The 19,028-nt window shown below is 43.5% G+C and carries 20 protein-coding genes; 9 read left to right on the forward strand and 11 right to left on the reverse strand.

From position 1 onward, the window contains the following. Window positions 1-66: 66 nt before the first annotated feature. From LAQ65_RS12480 to LAQ65_RS12490, 3 genes are read right to left on the reverse strand one after another with little or no spacing between them, the layout of a single operon-like run. Window positions 67-918, reverse strand: a complete 852-nt coding sequence (locus LAQ65_RS12480; RefSeq protein WP_224117302.1) for an outer membrane beta-barrel protein — start codon at window positions 916-918, stop codon at window positions 67-69. Window positions 919-949: 31 nt separating this feature from the next. Further along, on the reverse strand, window positions 950-2,023 hold the full coding sequence (locus LAQ65_RS12485; RefSeq protein ID WP_224117303.1) for a hypothetical protein: 1,074 nt from the start codon (window positions 2,021-2,023) through the stop codon (window positions 950-952). 22 nt (window positions 2,024-2,045) lie between these two features. Next, window positions 2,046-2,531, reverse strand: coding sequence for an RNA polymerase sigma factor (locus tag LAQ65_RS12490; protein ID WP_224117304.1), 486 nt, complete (start codon window positions 2,529-2,531; stop codon window positions 2,046-2,048). 510 nt (window positions 2,532-3,041) lie between these two features. On the opposite strand from LAQ65_RS12490, the gene kbl reads away from it, so the two are divergent. Continuing rightward, a complete protein-coding gene (gene kbl, locus LAQ65_RS12495; protein ID WP_224117305.1) occupies window positions 3,042-4,229 on the forward strand; it encodes a glycine C-acetyltransferase in 1,188 nt (395 codons plus the stop codon). A 54-nt stretch (window positions 4,230-4,283) separates the two neighbouring features. On the opposite strand, the gene LAQ65_RS12500 is transcribed toward kbl, so the two are convergent. Beyond that, window positions 4,284-4,664: a RidA family protein gene (locus tag LAQ65_RS12500; protein WP_224117306.1), complete on the reverse strand. Its 381-nt coding sequence runs from the start codon at window positions 4,662-4,664 to the stop codon at window positions 4,284-4,286. A gap of 32 nt (window positions 4,665-4,696) precedes the next feature. Between LAQ65_RS12500 and LAQ65_RS12505 the strand changes: the two genes are divergently transcribed. The 4 genes from LAQ65_RS12505 (at window position 4,697) to LAQ65_RS12520 (ending at window position 7,933) form a co-directional block, all read left to right on the forward strand. After that, window positions 4,697-5,338, forward strand: a complete 642-nt coding sequence (locus tag LAQ65_RS12505; RefSeq protein ID WP_224117307.1) for a 3-hydroxyacyl-CoA dehydrogenase family protein — start codon at window positions 4,697-4,699, stop codon at window positions 5,336-5,338. Continuing rightward, the gene (gene tsaB, locus LAQ65_RS12510) at window positions 5,338-6,015 is read left to right on the forward strand and encodes a tRNA (adenosine(37)-N6)-threonylcarbamoyltransferase complex dimerization subunit type 1 TsaB (protein WP_224117308.1); all 678 of its coding nucleotides are present in this window, start codon (window positions 5,338-5,340) and stop codon (window positions 6,013-6,015) included. The genes LAQ65_RS12505 and tsaB overlap by 1 nt, the downstream gene beginning before the upstream one ends. Window positions 6,016-6,098: 83 nt before the next feature. Then, entirely contained in the window at window positions 6,099-6,440 is a 342-nt protein-coding gene (locus tag LAQ65_RS12515) for an ArsR/SmtB family transcription factor (protein ID WP_224117309.1), read from the forward strand. A gap of 86 nt (window positions 6,441-6,526) precedes the next feature. Beyond that, window positions 6,527-7,933 carry an MBL fold metallo-hydrolase gene (locus LAQ65_RS12520; protein ID WP_224117310.1) on the forward strand — a complete coding sequence of 469 codons (1,407 nt, stop codon included), beginning with the start codon at window positions 6,527-6,529 and terminating at the stop codon, window positions 7,931-7,933. A gap of 4 nt (window positions 7,934-7,937) precedes the next feature. Here LAQ65_RS12520 and LAQ65_RS12525 read toward each other — a convergent pair whose 3' ends face one another. The 6 genes from LAQ65_RS12525 to LAQ65_RS12550 all read right to left on the reverse strand — a co-directional run bounded on the left by LAQ65_RS12525 (window position 7,938) and on the right by LAQ65_RS12550 (window position 13,790). Next, window positions 7,938-8,603, reverse strand: a complete 666-nt coding sequence (locus tag LAQ65_RS12525) for a response regulator transcription factor (protein WP_224117311.1) — start codon at window positions 8,601-8,603, stop codon at window positions 7,938-7,940. 97 nt (window positions 8,604-8,700) lie between these two features. After that, window positions 8,701-9,633, reverse strand: coding sequence for a lysophospholipid acyltransferase family protein (locus tag LAQ65_RS12530; RefSeq protein ID WP_224117312.1), 933 nt, complete (start codon window positions 9,631-9,633; stop codon window positions 8,701-8,703). Between the two features lie 85 nt (window positions 9,634-9,718). Next, entirely contained in the window at window positions 9,719-11,320 is a 1,602-nt protein-coding gene (nadB, locus tag LAQ65_RS12535) for an L-aspartate oxidase (RefSeq protein WP_224117313.1), read from the reverse strand. Window positions 11,321-11,325: 5 nt separating this feature from the next. Next, entirely contained in the window at window positions 11,326-12,030 is a 705-nt protein-coding gene (locus LAQ65_RS12540) for a lysoplasmalogenase (protein WP_224117314.1), read from the reverse strand. Next, window positions 12,030-12,800: a hypothetical protein gene (locus LAQ65_RS12545; RefSeq protein ID WP_224117315.1), complete on the reverse strand. Its 771-nt coding sequence runs from the start codon at window positions 12,798-12,800 to the stop codon at window positions 12,030-12,032. The genes LAQ65_RS12540 and LAQ65_RS12545 overlap by 1 nt, the downstream gene beginning before the upstream one ends. A gap of 27 nt (window positions 12,801-12,827) precedes the next feature. Further along, a complete protein-coding gene (locus LAQ65_RS12550; protein ID WP_224117316.1) occupies window positions 12,828-13,790 on the reverse strand; it encodes an aldose 1-epimerase in 963 nt (320 codons plus the stop codon). 66 nt (window positions 13,791-13,856) lie between these two features. On the opposite strand from LAQ65_RS12550, the gene LAQ65_RS12555 reads away from it, so the two are divergent. From LAQ65_RS12555 to ispG, 4 genes are read left to right on the forward strand one after another with little or no spacing between them, the layout of a single operon-like run. Beyond that, a complete protein-coding gene (locus LAQ65_RS12555; RefSeq protein ID WP_224117317.1) occupies window positions 13,857-14,675 on the forward strand; it encodes a penicillin-binding transpeptidase domain-containing protein in 819 nt (272 codons plus the stop codon). 59 nt (window positions 14,676-14,734) lie between these two features. Further along, entirely contained in the window at window positions 14,735-15,733 is a 999-nt protein-coding gene (locus LAQ65_RS12560; protein ID WP_224117318.1) for a vWA domain-containing protein, read from the forward strand. Then, the gene (locus LAQ65_RS12565; protein ID WP_224117319.1) at window positions 15,730-16,362 is read left to right on the forward strand and encodes a tetratricopeptide repeat protein; all 633 of its coding nucleotides are present in this window, start codon (window positions 15,730-15,732) and stop codon (window positions 16,360-16,362) included. Before LAQ65_RS12560 ends, LAQ65_RS12565 begins: the two co-directional genes overlap by 4 nt. Window positions 16,363-16,419: 57 nt before the next feature. Further along, window positions 16,420-18,438 carry a (E)-4-hydroxy-3-methylbut-2-enyl-diphosphate synthase gene (gene ispG / locus LAQ65_RS12570; protein ID WP_224117320.1) on the forward strand — a complete coding sequence of 673 codons (2,019 nt, stop codon included), beginning with the start codon at window positions 16,420-16,422 and terminating at the stop codon, window positions 18,436-18,438. A 29-nt stretch (window positions 18,439-18,467) separates the two neighbouring features. Here ispG and LAQ65_RS12575 read toward each other — a convergent pair whose 3' ends face one another. After that, window positions 18,468-19,025 carry a hypothetical protein gene (locus LAQ65_RS12575; protein ID WP_224117321.1) on the reverse strand — a complete coding sequence of 186 codons (558 nt, stop codon included), beginning with the start codon at window positions 19,023-19,025 and terminating at the stop codon, window positions 18,468-18,470. Window positions 19,026-19,028: the final 3 nt, after the last annotated feature.

Genomic DNA, 19,028 nt, shown 5'->3' on the forward strand with positions numbered 1-19,028 from the left:
GGTTGAGGGCAAAAAAAAACAACCGCAAGGGCGGTTGTATATATTTAACAGGATGGTAATTATTTTTTACCAATGACTTAACCTCAGGCCAACAGCATATGGAGTATGGTCAAGCCCTTTTTTATACATCGTTTGGGTAGCGTAGGAACCATACAACTTTATTGGTCCTAACTGAACTTCAGCGATATAGGCAAGTTTGAAATCCTCAAGTCCCAGGTCTCCTTTCGTTTTTTGCTTTCCCGTTTCATCACTGATATATTTATTCCTTGAGTTATAAAGGTAACCAGCACTGATCCCTGCGCTGATTCCAAAGGACTTGTATTCCGGGTTATTCGGGGTGAAATTGAAATTCAACATCAGGGGAATGGTTACATAATCAGTGGCCAGTTTGTTTTTTGAATATGTAATCACCGTATCCATTTCTATGCGGGGCGGATTTTTGTAATAACGGATATTATCATCGAACCGGAAATTGTACCATTCGAATCCCGCTCCGTACTTCAGGTTTACAACGTGTTTATATATGTTAAGCCTTTGCATGAATATCCATAGGTTAACATTTACTGATTTGTTATTGCGTAAGCCGAACCAGTCGGCATTGCTGCCTGGTGCATAGACCGCTACGTCAGCACTCGAATAGTTTGTGTTATCAGTGAAATTATTAAAACCGAAATCAAAGATGAGCCAACTGGTAGAAAGGTTTTTTGGCTTGCCAGGGTTATGGCGATAGATATTGATATCCCAGTCACTGTAGGTTGTTCCCGTGGTTCCTGCACCCCCGTTTTTCAGGATGATGATGTTGCCAATCCGCATCGTGTCTCCGGTGTTTTGTGGTGTTTTCTTTGTTGTGTCTGTCTGGGCCATGAGGTTGATACCGGAAATGGTTACCAGGGCCAAGAGGCTGATCTTCTTTAGCATATCCTTTGTTTTATCGTTTGACTAATAGAAATTACTGTTCATAAGAGGCAGTGAATACACCACCTTTTTTATGTTCTGATGAAAGTGGATTGTTTTGTTCTACATACCGGCTAGCTTTCCGGAGGAATCCCCTAAGCGGTGTTTTCCGGTTTATTGTGGTATTGGCAACATATATATAATCTTCTTTGGCAGCATTGCTTGGGTAAGCTTCAGTTGGGGCTTTACCTGTTTCTTCAACTATTGGCTTATCCACGGTAATGCCAGGTTTCAGGTTGGCGGCTAGTGCATCGATGGTTGATTGATCAGTAGCAGGATTTTCATGGTTTGCAGGGTTATCAGCAAGGGGGGGATCTGCACTCTGTACTGCTTTAATAGCCGGTGTTATTTCCCTAACTGGATTTGCTGCCAGTTTTTCAATTACCTTTTTTCCCGGTTGATACCTTTGGCCAGTTTTATCCAGTGAGGCAATCTGTTGTTTTTCTGTTTCCTGGCCTTTTTTCACAGGATTAATTAATGAACTGGTTTCCTTGGCTGTTTTAGTAGCTTCTTTTACAGCTGCAATTTGCTGTTGTTGCTGTACAGTTGTATTTGATTGTTGCTGCAACCATATCAGTCCGGTAACCAGTATTAAAGCGGCCGCAACTGCATACCTTATCCACAGTGCAATTAGCGGGCGGCGTTCTGTTTCGGTGGTCCTGTAAAGAAGTGATTTGTCTGGAAATTGAATTTGGGTATCTGGCTGGAATTTGGCTTGCAGGATCAGTTCAAATTCTTCCTGGCACTCAGGATGTTTGTAAACAAACTGTTCAGTTGCTGCTTTTTCTTCATTAGTTAATTCATCATCTGCATACTGAACAAAATAACTTTCATAATTGGTCGGGTTCACCAGGCTTTGGGTATCAGTTGTCCTGAACAGGCTTTCTTTATCCAGGAATACGGGCATATGCTCAATAGGCAATACAGTTTGCAAAATCATTTCCAACTCGGCTTTCAGGTCGGTATGCTCTGCAACGAACGCGTCTACAGCCTGTTTTTGTGCTGCTGATAATTCATTATCGGCATATAACAGGAAAAATTCTTCGTAATTATTTCTATTGATGTTCATGATTATTCTTTTTAGGAAGACCTTAAATCACATTTTCCGGTTTTACCAGGTAGTTCTTCAATTGTATCCTGGCCCTGTGCAGGTAAACTTTTACCTGGCTCTCGCTCAATGCAGTGATTTTGCCTATTTCTTCATAAGAATATCCTTCATAATCTTTTAATAAAACCAGGCTGCGTTGTGTTTCACTCAATTTCGAAAGGGCTTCTTCCAATACCTTTTTCAAATTATTAGCCGGTTTGTTGGAAATACTGACATGCTCCTGGAATTCGTCTCTTAAAACCACCCGTTTAACTTTTCTAAGGTGATCAATCATCTGGTGATACGCTACGGTAAAAAGGTAACTTTTGCTTTTATCATACGAAACTTCTTCTCGGTGTTGCCACATTTTTTCAAATGCCGTTTGTACAACATCCTTCGCATCTTCCTCGTGGCGGAGGTTTTTCAGGATAAACCGGTATACATTATCCGAGTATATCCGCACACATTCGTTATATTCCCTTTCCGTCATAATCAGTTTCGTTGAATTTTCTGCATGGTTTATTAATTATACGTACAGCCGACCCCTAAAGTTACAATACCGCAAAAAAAATCCAGCTTTAGGCTGGATTAGCTGGAAACCTGTAATATTCCTGTCTCCTTATAATCGGGCAGAAAGCAGATTTTCTGCCATGGAATCCCAAATAATGGATCTGCCGGCATTGGAATTGGATGGTTTTGCAGCCGGGCAATCTTTTATTCCTCTGCAGCATTGTTTTTTAGGGGCCGCCGGGATCGGTTCAGGGGCTGTTGTTTTGTAAAAAGCCAATGATAAAAGAACCAAACCTGTGGCAACCCAACTTTTCAATAAGCGCTGCAGTTTCATAAATAGCATTTTTAATATGACGTAAGTTATACTTGCCTGGTTACACCTTAAGGTAAAAAAAGTCATACCAGTTTAAGCCGTGGGCAAGGCAATCGATTTCAGAAATGCGTTCCATGGCTCCTTTCTTTCCTATTTTTGTGCCCTAAACAATTGTTCATGAACGAAAAATTTGTGCAACGCATAGCTGCTGAACTGGAAGAAATAAAAGAAGCCGGATTATTCAAATCAGAGCGGATTATTACCAGTGAACAGGGTCCTGAAATAACGGTTAATGGCAAAAAAGTGCTGAATTTCTGTGCTAACAATTACCTTGGATTATCGAGTAATCCGAAAGTTATTGAAGCTGCCCATAAAGCAATTGATACACATGGCTACGGGATGAGTAGTGTTCGTTTTATTTGCGGTACACAGGATATCCACAAGACCCTTGAAAAAAAGATTGCCGAATTCCTTGGTACGGAAGATACCATCCTGTATGCAGCGGCTTTTGATGCAAACGGGGGCGTTTTTGAACCTTTATTCGGGGAAACTGATGCGATTATCTCGGATGAGCTCAACCATGCTTCCATCATTGACGGTATCCGCCTGTGTAAAGCACAACGTTTTCGGTATAAACACAATGATATGGCCGATCTGGAAGCCAAATTGTTGGAAGCAAAAAGCGCGCGCAGCAGAATAATAGTTACCGATGGATCATTCAGTATGGATGGTACCATTGCGCAACTGGATAAAATTTGTGACCTGGCCGACAAGTATGATGCCATTACAATGATTGATGAATGCCATTCTTCCGGTTTCCTGGGTAAAACAGGCCGGGGTACCCATGAATACAGGGGTGTAATGGGAAGGATTGATATCATTACAGGAACCCTGGGCAAGGCTCTTGGAGGTGCTTCCGGGGGATTTACCAGTGGCCGGAAAGAAATTATTGAAATGCTGCGCCAAAGAAGCAGGCCTTACCTGTTCAGCAATACTGTCGCACCTTCTATTGTTGGCGCATCAATTGCAGTGCTTGATATGTTGAGCAGCACTACGGAACTGCGCGATAAACTGGAATTTAATACACGGTATTTCAGGGATAAAATGACAAAAGCCGGATTTGATATTAAGCCCGGCGACCATCCTATTGTGCCGATCATGCTATATGACGCCAAAATTGCCCAGCAATTCGCTTCCCGACTTTTAGAAGAAGGGATTTACGTAATTGGATTCTTCTTCCCGGTTGTACCGAAAGGGCAGGCAAGGATCAGGGTACAGTTGAGTGCAGCTCACACCCAGCAACACCTGGATGCCGCGATTGCAGCTTTTACCAGGGTTGGTAAGGAGTTGGGGGTTATAAAGTAATAGGTGAGTGGTAAACGGTAAGCCTTGAGAATTCTTTCTTTTACCGTTTACCGTTCACTTCATAGCTATCATCGATATTTCCACGTTCACATTCCTGGGAAGTTCCTTCACGGCAACAGTTTCACGTGCGGGAAAATCACCGGAAAAGTATCGTCCATAAACCTCATTTACAGTGCTGAATAAGCTCATGTCACTTAAAAAAATGGTTGTCTTTACTACATTGCTGAAATCCATTCCGGCTTCCTGCAAAACGGACTTCAGGTTTTGCATTACCTGGTGGGTTTCTCCCAATGTATCGGTGTTTTCTAAATTACCTGTCGCGGGATTGATAGCTATCTGCCCCGAAATAAATAAAAAATTTCCGGCCTGAACGGCCTGGTTATAGGGGCCGATGGGCGCTGGGGCATTAGTTGTGTTGATGATCTTTTTTTCCATGCCACAAAAATAATTGCTTTGTACTTTTGGCCATGTTTGTTTCTGCAATAACTGTTGCAATTCTTTCAAAGGCTATACATGAGCCTTTTCCTTCAACCTGTGCATATCCTATTGAAATAGTGCACTATAATGATTTTGAGCAGTTTATACATGCTAAAGCCCGGTTGTATATCGATTGTGCATTTGAACCGGATCCAAACCGAATAGCAGCATTACAATCATTATTACCAGAACCTGTGTTGATTAATGCTGTGGACTATGCAGCAGGTCCTAATGAAAAGGGAGTGATTCGATTTAATGGCTGGCCGGGATTTGGATACAAGCCGGTTCTTGAATTAGCGGGGAATGGAGAGGAGTTACCAGAATCACTGTTACAATTTGCAATGGCTTGCGGGTTAACCTGTATCCAGGTTCCGGATAAAATTGGCCTGGTTAGGCCCCGGGTAGTTTCCATGATCATTAATGAAGCTTACTTTACCTTGGCCGAAGGCGTCAGTACAAGGCATGAAATCGATACTGCTATGAAACTGGGAACTAATTATCCTTTCGGGCCATTTGAATGGGGAGAAAAAATTGGCCTTCAAAGGATCGTCCGTTTGCTGGTAAAATTGGCCGAAACGGATAGTAAATACCAGCCGGCACCAAATTTATTAAACGCTTCTCAACTACCCTGATGGCAAGAATTTTAATTATAGACACAGCCGTAGATATTGGCGGAATTTGTCTCTGTGAAGGGCCTGAACCGATTGCGGAAATGCGGAATGATACCCAGAAAGAGCAGGCTGGCTGGTTGCAACCGGCTATCGCAAAGCTTTTAAAAAGTGAAGGAACTAGGCTGGAAGAACTGGATGCCATTGCCGTTTCTGCAGGTCCGGGTTCATATACTGGTTTAAGGGTTTCTATGGCAACGGCAAAGGGACTATGTTATGCTTTGTCAAAGCCATTAATTGCGATGAATACCTTAAGAATTATGGCCATTTCAGCAAAAAAACAGCTGCAGGGAGAACTCATGTATTGTCCTATGATTGATGCAAGAAGGATGGAGGTTTTTTCATCACTTTTTGATAATCAATTGGTTGAAATATTGCCTCCCCAGGCACTTGTACTTGAAACCAACAGCTTTGATCATTGGCTTGCCTTGGGGCCTATTTGCTTTTTTGGCAATGGGGCTGAAAAGTATAAAAACCTGTTAAAAAACGACCTGGCGATTTTTAAAAAGCTGCCGGCTTGTGTAGCCGATGGGGCCGTTTTAGCCGCAGAAATGTATGCCAAAAAGGAATTTTCAGACCTGGCATATGCCGAGCCATTTTACGTTAAGGCATTTTACAGCCATCTAAGTGTAAATTCCTGATGCATTTTAAAAAATTCGTATGTAAATTTGCAGGCTAAGGTTAAGGCATAAACATTGATTTTTTAAAAATCCAATTTTCAAACATGAACACAGTAGCAGGAAATTTTCTAATGGTAAACGAGGTAGAGGGCCCTGAAATGAAAGTAGATTTCTTACATGTTAAAAAGGCGGCTCAGACCCTAAGGGCAATGAATCACAAACTTCGCCAGCAAATAATGAAGTTGCTGGAAGAAAATGACAAACTGACCGTAACTGAAATTTATGTTCGGTTAAGGCTGGAGCAGTCAGTAGCTTCCCAGCATCTGGCCATTCTTCGCAGGGCAGGTATTGTAAAAACGGAGCGTGATGGGAAATTCATCTATTACCGTTTAAATGAATCTCGCATTGTTGAAATCAGTCGATGTGTTGAAGATATTATTAATTAATCCTTCTCTTTAAACTGATTATTAAAAAACAGCGGGACAGGTTCCCCGCTGTTTTTTGATTTTTAACCGCTCAGAATTAAATGTTTATGTTTATCAAGCAATTGTATACTTCCTGTATAAGTGAAGCAGCTTATTATATTGAAAGTGAAGGTGAAGCGGCAATTATTGATCCATTGAGAGACATTTCAGTGTATTTGGAACTTGCCGATTCAAGGAATGCCAGGATCCGGTACATTTTTGAAACACATATTCATGCTGATTTTATAAGCGGTCATTTAGACCTGGCCAAAGTAACAGGGGCGCCTATAGTTTTTGGCCCGGATACCGATACCCGTTACCCTATCATAAAAACAATAGATGGCGAAAGGCTTCAACTGGGTGCAGTTAGCTTTGAAGTGCTGCATACACCCGGCCATACCCTTGAATCTTCCTGCTTTTTACTTAGGGATGAAATGGACCTGCCAAATGCTGTTTTCACAGGCGATACCCTTTTTGTTGGCGACGTTGGCAGGCCTGACCTTAGCAGCGGAGATATGTCCAAAGAAGAACTTGCATCCTTATTGTATGATTCACTTGCCACCAAAATCTCTTCATTGCCAGATAACGTAATTGTTTATCCGGCCCATGGGCAAGGCAGCATTTGTGGTAAGGAACTGGGCCCAGAGACATTCAGTACAATTGGCGAGCAGAAGAAATGCAATTATGCCCTGAAGGTACACAGCCGGGAAGAGTTTATACGCATAGTGACAGAAGGCTTAGCCGACCCTCCGCAGTATTTTCCTATTAATGCACGCATAAATAAAATTGGTTACGGTCCTATGGAAGATGTTTTGAAAAGAGGATTGCAGCCCTTAAGTGTTTCTGATTTCTCAAAAAAATCTGGCAGTGAAAACATTATCCTCCTGGATACCCGTCCTTCGGATCAGTTCGGATTGGGATTTATCCCAGAATCAATCAGCATTGGTCTTGATGGAAGGTATGCTGAATGGGCTGGCAGTTTATTGCCATTTGATACACATATTATTATGGTTTGCCCCGAAGGCAACGAGGAAGAATCAATTATCCGCCTGGCCAGGGTAGGTTTTGAAAATATTTGCGGATACCTCAAAGGTGGGTTTACCTCCTGGCAAAAAGCAGGAATGCCCATAGATTTGATTATAGATGTGGAAGCAGATGAACTGGCCATGGATATACCACATGACCCCAATTTATTGGTCGTAGATGTCCGCAAGCCTGCGGAATTTGCCGAAGGGCATGTACTTGGGGCAATGAATCTTACTCTTGCTGATATGAACGACCCTGCCTCCATGGCACAGTTTGAGGACCACCATAATATTTACCTGCATTGTGAAGGAGGATACCGTAGCGTTATTGCTGCTTCCCTTTTAAAAAGACAGGGAATTCATAATATCCGAAATATTACCGGCGGCTGGAAAGCCATTAAAGAACAATCCGGGATCGAATTTGAAAAGGAAGCCAGTATGTTGAATTAATATTTTAAAAACTGACAATTCCATTTCTGATCGCAAAAGTTACCAGCCCAACCCTGGTTTTCAGGTGTAACTTGTCGAATAAAGAATCGCGGTACCCATCAATAGTACGCGGGCTCAGGTACATTTTAGTGGCAATTTCTTTGTAGGTCAGTTCTGTGCAGGCATACCGAAGGAATTCCAGTTCACGGTCATTGAGAACCGAAAGCGGATTAGCAGATTCAAAGAATTCCAGGTCTTCATACTTGTTGATGGTATGGATTAAACGGCCGGTAACCATTTCAGAATAATAATAACCTTTTTCCATCAGTGCATCCATTGCATATTTAAAGTCAGCAGGTTCGCAGTACTTCATAATATACCCGCGCACGCCAGCTTTGAACATCCTAATAATGGCATTTTCGGTATCATACATTGATAAAGCGAGAGTTCGTACGCCGGGGTAATTCCGTTTTAACAAGCTGGTGGCTTGATAACCATCCATTTCAGGCATGTTTATGTCCATTAATACAAGGTCGGGCAGTTTGCCAGGATCCAACTGGTTTATCAGGTCTTTACCATTGGATGCTTCGAAAAGCACTTCATAATCTTCAAATCCATCTACCATTGATGCCAAACCCTTGCGTAAAAGTATATGGTCATCTACTAGTACTACTTTGTAAGGCTGTTTCATGTTTGTATTTTTTTACTTTTAATAATTCGGGACGGAATTTTTAAGCAGTAAATCAAGTATGATACGGATTAGTGATTGGTGGCAAAAGGAAGATGGATTAAACAGAAATGGTTTCGTAAGGATTTATAGTTTTTTCGGGTGCTGGCTGGATATCAATCCAGCGGGCATGGTAATCGGGCTTCCAGGGTTTCTTCCACCGTCGATGACTCCATAACCACATTTCGGGATGCTCCCGGATCACTTTTTCCAGGAAATCACGGTACCTGCGGGTGATTTCTCCTTCAGGCAGATCTGCCGGCGTTTCAGTTGCCAACTGCACATGAAGGTAATAGTGACCTCTTTTGGTTTGGGTAATATTGATAAAGACCACCGGAATGTTACCTGCCCTTGCTCCTTTTTCAGGTCCGGAAATAAATGGTGATGGCATGCCAAAGAAATTCAGCCACCAGGCTCTTTCAATATCACCTGGTACCTGGTCTGCAATTAATCCAAGCAGGTATTGTGAATTACGATATGGAAACATGCTTTTTCGCATATCGGTTGCAGGTATTAAAATAGTGCCGAAACGGCTCCTGATCTTTTTGAAAATCCTGTCCAAAGCCTTGTTTTTCAGGGGCATATAAACCCCCAGTAACGGGTATTTGCAATAAAATGCATAGCCCAGGTTTCCCATTTCCCAGTTGAAATTATGGCCCATATGTACCTGGCAGCGCAGTCCTTTATCATAGAGTGCATTTAATACTTCAAATTCACCTTTAATGCGCTTCATCAGGAATTCCCTGCTTGCCGAAAACAGCTTGATGGTTTCAATAAAGGTATCGGTGAAGTTTTTCTGGAACTTACTGGCAATGCCATCACGTTCCTTTTTTGTTTTTTCAGGAAATGCTATGGCAAGGTTAGAATTAATAACATTTTTACGGTACCCAAATACGCTAAAGAGGAGCCAGCATGCAAAATCACTGATCCCATACAATACCCACATTGGTAACAGGGAAAAAAGGTAAAAAAATCCATAAACCAGATAATACATTGTCGCTTACTTGTTTTACAAATGTAATGGTCAATACCTGGAGTAAAGAATTCCCTGGGGGGAGAAAAACACGGTATTTTAAAGGTTACAGTACAATATTTTGCAATAGTTTGCTCTTTTCCGGGTAATCGGTATTAAAATGCAGGCCGCGGCTTTCCTTCCTGAACTGAGCACCTTTTACAATCAGGTAGGCTACGCTGATCATATTCCTGAGTTCTCCCAACTGTGGCGAAAGCTTGGTGGTTTGGTACAATTGTTCAGTTTCAGTCCAAAGCAGGTCTAATCTTTTCATCGCTCTTTCAAGGCGCACATTTGTGCGTACAATACCTACATAATCGCTCATCAGCAATTGTAATTCCTTTAGGCTCTGGGTTATCAGGATCATTTCCCGGGGGTCAGTGGTTCCGGTTGTATCCCAGTCTGGTATGAGATCCGGAGCTAATAATTCGGTATGGTTTTTTGCTGCTTCTTCAAATGCCCGGTGACCGAAAACCATAGCCTCGAGCAGGGAATTACTGGCCAGCCTGTTGGCTCCATGAAGTCCTGTGGAAGCGCATTCCCCGGCCGCAAACAGGTTTCGGATAGAAGTTTTGCCCCATTCATCAGTTTTAATGCCCCCGCAGCTATAATGGGCAGCAGGCGCAACAGGGATCATTTGTTGGCTTACATCTATTCCGATGGATAGGCACTTTTCAAAAATATTGGGAAAATGATGCAGGAATTTATCCTTGTCCATATGCCTGCAGTCCAGGTACACATATTCGGTACCGTTAATTTTCATTTCGCTATCAATTGCACGTGCAACAATATCACGGGGGGCAAGGTCTTTTCGGTCATCGTACCTTTCCATAAAGGCCTCACCTTTCTTATTACGCAATATGCCACCATCACCCCGAACAGCTTCAGTAATCAGGAATGCCTGTCCGCCAATACCTGGTTCATACAAGGCCGTTGGATGAAACTGGATGAATTCCATGTTTTCAATCCGGCCTTTAGCCCGGTAAACCATGGCAACACCATCTCCGGTCGCAATAGACGGGTTGGTGGTGGACCGGTATACCTGGCCGTTGCCACCAGTGGCCAGAAGTGTTGTTCCGGCCAGTATTTTTTCGATCTGGTTATTGGTGGTGTTTAGGGCGTAAACGCCATAGCACTGGATATCGGGGGTAGCTTTTGTAACCAGGTAACCAAGGTGGTGCTGGGTAATAAGCTCAATTACAAACCAGTGTTTGATGAATTCAATATTTGGGTATTCTTTTACTTTTTCTATCAGGACCCGCTCCATTTCTTTTCCTGTAACATCCTTATGGTGCAGGATGCGGTATTCGCTGTGCCCGCCTTCCATACCCAGGGCATATTCGCCATCATCCTTTTTGTCAAATTGAGCACCCCAGTTGATCAGTTCACTGATTCTTTCTACCCCTTCTTTTACCACGATCTCAACAACTTTCGGGTTACAAAGGCCATCACCCGCAATCAGGGTATCATTAATATGCTTTTCAAAACTGTCGTTCTCAAAATCGGTTACTCCCGCTATACCGCCCTGTGCATATTTCGTGTTGGTTTCATCAGCGGAAGCTTTTGTAACAACGGTAATTTTTTTATTGGGAAAACGGTCCGCCATTTTGAGGGCATAAGTGAGTCCCGCTATGCCCGAACCAATCACCAGGTAATCTGTTTGTTTCATTGTTTTTACAATTTACTTTTCAGTGCCATTCGTTCATTTATTGCCTGTTCAGTGCAAAGCTGCGCGCCTTTTACAATGGTTAATTGTGCCAGTATATAGGTGGTCATCACGGCCAGTGAGGCACCTGTAAAAGGTATTATAAAGGCATTTATGGCCAGCAGGCTGTCTGATAAGATAAACAGCGCTGCACCTGTAATGCATAAAAGACCGCTGCCCGATTTCCTGATAGAGAATGCATGATAAGCTGAGGCGAACATGGCAGCTATCACAAATGCGTAAATGAAAACAGGTGGTTTCAGGGTATTATTAAGGTGGGGTGCCAGGAAAAAATAAAATATGCCTACATACAGGCTTAAGGCAACCAGGATATAAATATTCCAGGCTGGCATCTTCGATTGACCGGTGCGGATGAATGTAAAAAAAAAGATATAACAAAGATGGGCCAGCAGAAAAGAACCTAGTCCGGCCATAAAATACTGGTCTCCTTCATTCATAAGGAAAATATCACCCAGCCACGAGAAAAAAATTGCCGTACTTATCCAATGGCGGACTTTAGCTCCTTTATTTGCAGTAAACAGGAACCACACCAGCAGTATAATCATCAGCAGGGGCTTGGTGATAAAACGAATAGTTTCCCACCCGGCCAAAATGGCCAAACCATGCAATACTGCGGTTAAGCCATACCCATACAGCCATCCTTTTGCCTGCATTAGTATTGAATTATTATTTCCAGGTTTTGCGGAGAATCCAACGCAATGGTAAGGTCATTTAATAATGTCACAGTTTTTTTATCGGCAGAAAGTGTTGCCCGTGGATTGCTGACATTTTTTGCAGGGCGAGGCAGTTTTACCAAAAGGTTCATCTGCATATCGCCCATCATGGCCATCATGCCTTTTGATTCCTGAACTTTTGGGTCATTGGCAATACTATCGAACCTCATTTTATTGAGGGTTCTGCTGTATTTGTTTTTTGAAATTTCAACATCGTACATCGTGCCAATTTTCTCAATACCGCCGTCGCTTTCATTTTCTGCTCCCGCATTATTGCTGTTAGGGTTCAATCCTTTCAGCACATTTCCCATAACGCCATTTTGATTCATTGCGGAATACAATTTATTGGCTTCGTTAAGATTTTTAAACGGATAATTCATATCCATTTTAAATACGTTTTCCTTAACATCGAGGTTCATATGCAGTTTCCCGTTTCGTAACAATGCTTTATTTTCTGCACTGATATCTTTCGCAGTATCTACAAGGTCTTTCATCATTATGGTAGTATCCATTGCTTTATCCATCCCTTCCTTAGCCAGGTCTTCAGGTGAAGAAAAACTCTTCAGCATTTCAAAAAGCTTCCCCATATCGGTATGCACGGTCATTTGCCCGGATCCGTCTTCTTTCAGGTCAACTTCTTCGTCAATCTGGATGCAGGCGGTAAAGCAAACCGCAATTAAAGCCGCTAACAACAATTTGTATTTAAACATGATTCTCAATTAAAATGGTGGTGCAATTTATGCGCTTTCCCCGGTTTTTACCTGGTAATGCAGGGTCATCGCTTTTTCCATGCCGGGATCCAGTAACAATAATCCCATCTTATTGTTGAAACTGTCCGGGGCGGCAGACAGGTTTTCAATTGCCAGGCTTGCCCTGTCATCGGGGGTGTAAATTTGCAGGTAAGGATAATTTTCGTCGGTAATAAAACACAGGCTTATCCCTTCTGCAGGATTACTGAATACACAAACTGGTTGCCCGGCATTTTCATCCAGCAAAAAACAGTTATCCAGTTTTGTTTCCCCCAATTGTTTAGGTGTTAAGTAATCCGAATATGGTTTGGTATGGCCGGTGGGTATAAGTTTATCATCAAACTCTACGATTGCAGCGGAGGGAAATTGTAAAAAACAGTCATTTACCGGGGCATTCAGCCTGAAGTAGGGATGCCAGCCATCTGCCATAGGAATGGTTATGTCACTATCGTTTTTAAGGATCGTCTGTAATTGCAGGGTTTGGTCTGGAAACAGGGTATACCGGATGGTGCAGGTATATGCAAAAGGGTAACCAGGGTCGTCTTTGTTGTATTTATAGGTAAAATCCGCTGAAGCCATGAAGTCGGTGACTGTTTCATTACTGACTTCGAATTTTTTATTAAACAGTAGTCCGTGTATGGCAGAACCATCCGGAAACTTGTCCGCAAATTCATACAATTGTCCGCCCCAGGTATATTGCCCGTTTTTAATACGACAGGCGAACGGTGAAAGCTTACTGCTTCGGTAGCTCCTGTTTAATATCCGGTTGATTTCTTCAGCGGATTGGTAGTTACTCATAATATTAAATGGGCCGTTTTTCAGTGGCACTTCGAAGGCGTGTAACATTGCGCCATGGTCGGGAACGATTGAAGCGGTAACTGTACGGCTATCATCATGCAGGTTTACCAGTGGAATACCATTGGTTACAGTATGGGAAATTCGAAAACTCATAGAACAAAACTACCATAAATGCACTTCAAATCACTCTTCCCCTAACTTTGCGCCACAATAATTTGTATGCGATATTTATCCGGCTTTGTTTTTGGGCTCCTGGTTTTGACTTCCTGTTCACCAAATAGTGTTAAAGAGGAGAAGGACCTGGAAAAGTATTTTTCTGCGCAGCAGGTAACAGGGGTCTTCGGGCTGTTTGACAATGCACAGGGTAGTTTTATATTAAGTGACCGCAAGCGGTTTAAAGATAGCGCTTACCTGCCAGCTTCAACTTTCAAGGTGGTTAATGCTTTAATTGGACTGGAAACAGGTATAGTAAAGGATGACAGTACGGTTATTCCCTGGGATGGCGTTACCCGCAAGGTGCCGGAATGGAACCAGGACCTTAGTATGTACCGGGCTTTCAGGGTTTCTGATGTGCCCTGGTTCCAGGAACTGGCCAGGCGGATAGGAAAAGACACCATGCAACACTGGTTGGATACGCTGGGTTATGCAAGCAGGTATGGAAGAGCGGTAATAAACAGGAAGGATTCATTTTGGCTCGATAACAGTATTAAGATTACCCCTGATGAGCAACTTGGACTCATGAAAAAGCTTTATTTCAACCAATTGCCTTTTCAGCGCCGCACATGTGATATCGTAGGGAGGATGATGCTTATGGAGGACAATACCAATTACCGCCTTAGCTATAAGACTGGCTGGGGAAATGCAGAAAACGGGGATGCCCTCGCCTGGGTAGTTGGGTGGATTGAAGAAAATAAGCACCCCTACTTTTTCGTTTTACAATTGAGATCGGCCGATCCCAATGCTGATATAACCGCAATAAGAATGAAAGTACTGAAAGGCATCCTGGAAGAGCTTGGTTTTATGAAGGGGAAAAAATAGCCCTCTGTGATGCGGTAATTGGCGTTTTTTTTGCCATACATTGTATTAAAAACCTGCCCTTGTTCCGATTTGAACATCCTTATTTGTTTCTTGCATTGGCCCTTTTGCCGGTGTTGGGTATTTTATACCTTGGTGTCTTGCGCTGGAAAAAGATAGTATCCCGAAAAATTGGCGACCCGGAATTGGTCCTGTTGCTGATCCGGAATTTTTCACCCCGCCGTTACCTGGTCAAATTTATTTTAGCCGCGCTCGCCCTGGTCTTCCTGGTCATCGCAGCGGCTAATCCACAAACGAAAGGGAAAAGTGGCCCCATTAGTCGGAAGGGACTCGATTTGATGATTGTTTTGGACGTAAGCAAGAGTATGCTTGCCCAGGATATCAAGCCGAATCGCCTTGAAAGGTCCCGCCAGCTGGTGAGCCTGATCATTGACCAGTTGTCTGAAAACCGGATTGGGCTGATCTGGTTTGCGGGAAGGGCTTATTTGCAAATGCCCCTGACTACAGATGCTTCCGCTGCGAAAATGTACCTTCAAAATGCCAGTCCGGATGCTGTTCCTACACAGGGCACAGTTATTGGGGAAGCCCTTAAAATGGCAGGTGCGGCATTTAACAGCCAGGAGAAAAAGTATAAGGCGGTTATTTTGGTCTCTGATGGTGAAGACCATGACCCGGAGGCACTTAAAATGGCGAAAAGCCTGGCGGCGAGCGGCGTTATGATCAATACGGTGGGTGTTGGATCACCGGAAGGAGCCACTATTTTTGACCCATCCACCCAGGATACCAAGCGTGATGCCAGCGGCAATACGGTGATCAGCAAGCTCAATGAGCCGCAGTTGCGTGATCTGGCCCAAACCGGCAATGGCGTATATGTATATCTTCAGGACCCCGCAGCAGCAGTTGCTACCCTAAGGACGCAATTGGCCACCATTGGACAAAAGCAATTGGAAGACGAATCTTTTGTACAATACAATACCTATTATTTTTATGCATTAGCCATAGTATTGCTGCTATTGCTTGCAGAAATTTTTTTACCGGAAAGGAAACCGATGCCCGCATGAGAAAAATGATCATCACCTTGCTTATTTTATTTCCGTTAGCCGCGCGGGTGCAGGCCCAGAATCCGGCTATCCGGGAAGGGAACAAGTTATACAGGGAAGGGCGTTTTGACGATGCGCTTGCAGCATACGACAAAGCTGCTAAGAAAAATCCCGATAATTTAACGGCAGCCTATAACCGAACAAATACCCTGGCAAGGAAGGGCGATAAGGAGGGAGCGATGAAAGGTTATGACCAGCTTCTTGCCAACGCGAAGGACCCCGCTATCCAGCAAAGGGCATATTATGATATGGGTGTATTGCACCAGCAACAGCAGCAACTTGACGAAAGTATTACCGCCTGGAAATCAGCGTTGAAACTCGATCCTGACGATAAACAAACACGCGATAACCTGGAGAAAGCGATAAGGGAGAAAAAAAAGCAGGAACAGGAAAAAGAGCAGAAAAAAGACCAGAAACAACAGAATGATAAAAAAGAGCAGGAAAAACCCAAACCTGAGCCGCAGCAAAGCAAACTGAACCAAAAAGAAGTGGAACAGTTGCTGAAAGCCCTGGAGCAGAGGGAGAAAGAAGTACAAAAAAAGCTGCAGCAGCGGGCGGCAAGTTCCAGCCAGCCTGAAAAGGATTGGTAGGTGCACCAAACATCTGCCCCCAACTATTGTTATGTTTGCAGCTCAAAATATGTTCTCATGCAACTTTACAGCGCATCGCTGACGGATTATAAAAGGTTAATGACAAAGGAAGTAAAGGTTGGCGACCTCTTGCTTGGCAATGGAAACCCTATTCGCATTCAAACCATGACCACAACGGATTCGATGGATACAATGGCAACGGTTGCGCAAACTATCCGATGCATTGAAGCAGGGGCGGAATTGGTGAGGATCACTGCTCCCAGTAAAAAAGAAGCCGAAAATTTATTGTTGATTAAAAATGAATTGCGCCGGCAGGGGTATACAACACCACTTGTGGCGGATATCCATTTTACGCCAAATGCTGCTGAGATTGCTGCGCGTATAATTGAAAAGGTAAGGGTGAATCCGGGTAATTATGTAGATAAGAAAAAATTTGAGCAGATTGATTATACAGATGCGGAATATGCTGAAGAAATCGATCGCATACGGGACCGTTTCACGCCCCTGGTAAAGATTTGCAGGGAGTATGGTACCGCGATGCGGATAGGCACTAACCATGGGTCTTTGAGTGACCGCATTATGAGCAGGTATGGTGATACGCCGATGGGAATGGTGGAAAGTGCAATGGAATTCCTGCGTATTTCCCGCAATGAAAATTACCACAATATTGTGCTGAGCATGAAGTCTTCCAACCCGCAGGTAATGGTACAGGCATACCGGATGCTTATCCATACAATGTATACTGAATTCGGGGAAATTTATCCTTTGCACCTGGGTGTTACCGAAGCCGGGGATGGTGAGGATGGCAGGATAAAATCTGCCATAGGAATAGGTTCCCTGCTGGAGGATGGTATCGGTGATACTATACGGGTATCACTTACCGAAGATCCTGAGTTTGAGATCCCGGTTTGCCGCGACCTGGTTAAGCGCTATGACCGCTTAAAACAGTATGGTTCTTTTGCTGGACAAGTGCCGGCTATTGATACCGGGACTTTAAAATATTCTCCTTTTGAATATCGCCGCCGCAACAGTTTTGCGGTAGATAACATCGGTGGTAAACATGTGCCGGTAGTTATTGCAGACTTAAGTAAGATTGAAAAAATCAAACCGGAAAACTTGTCCGGGATAGGCTATGGATATGATGCAGATACCGATAAATGGCATATTGGGGATGCAGCTGCAGATTATATTTTTACCGGTCACCAGTTGCTTGACTTTTCCTTACCCGGCACTTTAAAAGTTATTGTTTATCCTGCTGCATGGGAACTGGCAGCAGATAAATCAAAGTATTTCCCCATATACCAGGACAGTGGTTTTGTTGCTGCTGATGAGCGGAGCGCGCACCTGAATTTTGTAATGGTGGATTGTTTTAATGATGCTATTTCCGGCAATGATTACACCTGGCTAGACCAGTTGGCCAATGACCCAACCGTGGTGATTTGCCTTAGCAGTAAAAATTTGAATGCACTGCAATCTGTTCGCAGGATGTTTGTGGAATTACTTGACCGCGAAATCAGGAACCCGGTGGTGCTCATTACAGACAGCAATTGGCAAACCCCCGATGACCACCTGATCCATTTTGCTACTGAAACCGGTGCATTATTATTGGATGGCTTTGGTGATGGCATTTGCCTTGGTTACGCCAGTGGTTCGAAACTGGAAAATATGCAGGTTTCCGGCAGGACCTATTTGCCTGTGAAAGATGTATTCCAGTTTACCAACAATACCGCTTTTTCAATATTGCAGGCTACGCGGACACGCATTTCAAAAACGGAATATATTTCTTGCCCAAGCTGCGGCCGTACTTTATTTGACCTGCAGGAGACTACAGCGCGAATCCGTGCAGTGACCAACCACCTGAAAGGTGTTAAAATTGCCATAATGGGCTGTATTGTGAATGGTCCGGGTGAAATGGCCGATGCTGATTTCGGTTATGTGGGAAGTGGTCCGGGAAAAATCACATTATATAAAGGTAAGGAGGTAGTGAAGCGAAATGTAGACAGTGCAATAGCCGTAGATGAACTAATCAAACTGCTTAAGGAAAACGAAGCCTGGGTTTCCCCACCCGCCGGGTAATAACCGGCGGGTACTTCCCGGCGGGTGAATTAGTCACCTGATCTTTTCAGCATTGCCCGCTGGTAGCTCCTTACACCATAACTTTTTACTTTAGGCAGGGTGCTGTCACGGCCACCGGATATGGCAATTGGTTTTTCCTGCACGTTATAAAATTCCACTAAAAGACTATCACCCGACAGGTAATAGGTATTCAAAATAGTATTTCCCGCAACAGTGAAACTGCCGCAAAAACGGTCGCCAACCAGGAATTGATCCAGTATAATACTATTCCGTTCATCAATGAGCCAATGCCCTTTCGATTTGTCGAACGGCTTCAGGATATAGGGCCGGTTATCTTCTTGTTTGTCGCCATAAATTAGTCGCCAGGAATATTGGTCCGTACTGTCTCCTGAAAGTATATGTAATTCCATGTTTACCGATTGCCGTTTATTGGTGCCCTGGTACCAATCGAGGGTGCCTTTCCATTTGCCCAACCAGTTTTGGGGAAACTCCTTATTCCCGGCCGGCTGGGTGTATGCCAGTAAAGGAGAAAAGGTTAATAAAAGCAGCTTAAGCGTTAGCCTTATTTTTTTTAATGCCAATGGCATATT

It is taken from the genome of Flavihumibacter profundi (assembly GCF_020076305.1).
Taxonomy (GTDB): domain Bacteria; phylum Bacteroidota; class Bacteroidia; order Chitinophagales; family Chitinophagaceae; genus Flavihumibacter; species Flavihumibacter profundi.

Excerpts from the sequence above, each read along its gene's own strand:
- LAQ65_RS12480 (WP_224117302.1), bottom strand. The coding sequence starts at position 918 with ATGCTAAAGAAGATCAGCCTCTTGGCCCTGGTAACCATTTCCGGTATC.
- tsaB (WP_224117308.1), top strand. The coding sequence starts at position 5,338 with ATGGCAAGAATTTTAATTATAGACACAGCCGTAGATATTGGCGGAATT.
- kbl (WP_224117305.1), top strand. The coding sequence starts at position 3,042 with ATGAACGAAAAATTTGTGCAACGCATAGCTGCTGAACTGGAAGAAATA.
- nadB (WP_224117313.1), bottom strand. The coding sequence starts at position 11,320 with ATGAAACAAACAGATTACCTGGTGATTGGTTCGGGCATAGCGGGACTC.
- LAQ65_RS12550 (WP_224117316.1), bottom strand. The coding sequence starts at position 13,790 with ATGAGTTTTCGAATTTCCCATACTGTAACCAATGGTATTCCACTGGTA.
- LAQ65_RS12555 (WP_224117317.1), top strand. The coding sequence starts at position 13,857 with ATGCGATATTTATCCGGCTTTGTTTTTGGGCTCCTGGTTTTGACTTCC.
- LAQ65_RS12525 (WP_224117311.1), bottom strand. The coding sequence starts at position 8,603 with ATGAAACAGCCTTACAAAGTAGTACTAGTAGATGACCATATACTTTTA.
- LAQ65_RS12490 (WP_224117304.1), bottom strand. The coding sequence starts at position 2,531 with ATGACGGAAAGGGAATATAACGAATGTGTGCGGATATACTCGGATAAT.
- LAQ65_RS12520 (WP_224117310.1), top strand. The coding sequence starts at position 6,527 with ATGTTTATCAAGCAATTGTATACTTCCTGTATAAGTGAAGCAGCTTAT.
- LAQ65_RS12565 (WP_224117319.1), top strand. The coding sequence starts at position 15,730 with ATGAGAAAAATGATCATCACCTTGCTTATTTTATTTCCGTTAGCCGCG.
- LAQ65_RS12530 (WP_224117312.1), bottom strand. The coding sequence starts at position 9,633 with ATGTATTATCTGGTTTATGGATTTTTTTACCTTTTTTCCCTGTTACCA.
- LAQ65_RS12500 (WP_224117306.1), bottom strand. The coding sequence starts at position 4,664 with ATGGAAAAAAAGATCATCAACACAACTAATGCCCCAGCGCCCATCGGC.
- LAQ65_RS12575 (WP_224117321.1), bottom strand. The coding sequence starts at position 19,025 with ATGCCATTGGCATTAAAAAAAATAAGGCTAACGCTTAAGCTGCTTTTA.
- LAQ65_RS12485 (WP_224117303.1), bottom strand. The coding sequence starts at position 2,023 with ATGAACATCAATAGAAATAATTACGAAGAATTTTTCCTGTTATATGCC.
- LAQ65_RS12545 (WP_224117315.1), bottom strand. The coding sequence starts at position 12,800 with ATGTTTAAATACAAATTGTTGTTAGCGGCTTTAATTGCGGTTTGCTTT.
- LAQ65_RS12540 (WP_224117314.1), bottom strand. The coding sequence starts at position 12,030 with ATGCAGGCAAAAGGATGGCTGTATGGGTATGGCTTAACCGCAGTATTG.
- ispG (WP_224117320.1), top strand. The coding sequence starts at position 16,420 with ATGCAACTTTACAGCGCATCGCTGACGGATTATAAAAGGTTAATGACA.
- LAQ65_RS12505 (WP_224117307.1), top strand. The coding sequence starts at position 4,697 with ATGTTTGTTTCTGCAATAACTGTTGCAATTCTTTCAAAGGCTATACAT.
- LAQ65_RS12515 (WP_224117309.1), top strand. The coding sequence starts at position 6,099 with ATGAACACAGTAGCAGGAAATTTTCTAATGGTAAACGAGGTAGAGGGC.